General features: G+C 70.5%; 1 protein-coding gene. It reads left to right on the plus strand.

The window, feature by feature from the left end:
- On the plus strand, positions 1-1,256 hold a 1,256-nt coding region (locus VFZ66_01665), incomplete at both ends, for a condensation domain-containing protein (protein HEX6287863.1).

Below are 1,256 nucleotides of genomic sequence, written 5' to 3' on the forward strand. Positions count from 1 at the left end.
AGTACGCCGACTACGCCGTCTGGCAGCGGCAGTGGTTGCAGGGCGCCGTGCTCGATCGGCAGCGCGCCTACTGGCAAACGCAGCTTACCGACGTGCCGCCGCTCGATCTGCCCACCGACTATCCGCGTCCGCCGCTGCTGAGCGCGGCGGGGGCGGCGGTGCGCGTGGCGGTGCCCGCCGCGCTGACGGCGGCGCTGCACCAGCTCAGCCAGCAGGCGGGCGTGACGCTGTTCATGACGCTGCTGGCGGCGTGGCAGACGCTCTTGGCGCGCTACAGCGGGCAGACCGACATCGCGGTCGGCACGCCGATCGCCGGACGGGTGCGCCCGGAGCTGGACGGGCTGATCGGCTTCTTTGTCAACACGCTGGTGCTGCGGACCGATCTGGCGGGCAATCCGAGCTTCGCGGCGCTGCTGGAGCGGGTGCGCGCGGTCTGTCTCGACGCCTACGCCCATCAAGATCTGCCCTTCGAGCTGCTGGTGGAGCAGCTACAGCCAGCGCGTGATACCAGCCGCACGCCGCTGTTCCAGGTGATGTTCGTGTTGCAGAACACGCCGCGTCCGGCGCTGCGAGTGCCGGAGCTGGCGGTGGAGCCGCTCCAGCTGGCGCGCACGACGACGAAGTTCGATCTGACGCTGACGCTGAGCGAGACGCGGCAGGGCGTGGCGGGGGAACTGCACTATCGGACGGATCTGTTCGACGCGGGGACGATGGGGCGGCTAGGGCAGCAGTATGTGCGGCTGCTGGAGGGGATCGTGGCACAGCCGGAGCAGCGCATCGACCGGCTGCCGCTGCTGAGCGACGCCGAGCGCCAGCAGCTCATCGTGGGCTGGAACGCGACCGAGGCCGCGTATCCGCAGGGCTGCCTGCATCAGCTCTTCGAGGCGCAGGCGATGCGCACGCCCGACGCCATCGCCGTGCGCTTCGGCGACACGACGCTGCGCTACCACGAGCTGAACGCGCGCGCCAATCAGCTTGCGCATGAGCTGCGTGAGCACGGCGTCGGCCCCGATCGCCCCGTGGCGGTGGCACTGCCGCGCTCGCTCGATCTCCTCGTCGCGCTGCTCGGCATTCTCAAAGCGGGCGGTGCCTACCTGCCGCTCGATCCGGCCTATCCCCAGGAGCGCTTGCAGTTCATGCTGGCCGACGCCCAGCCCGCCGTGCTGCTCACGCATGCGGCCCTGCTGCCGAAGCTGTCCTTCGCCGGGTCCGTGGTCTGCCTCGACACCGCTGCGCCGCAGATCGCGCAGCAGCCC

This window comes from Herpetosiphonaceae bacterium, assembly GCA_036374795.1.
In the GTDB taxonomy this organism is placed as follows: Bacteria; Chloroflexota; Chloroflexia; order Chloroflexales; family Kallotenuaceae; genus LB3-1.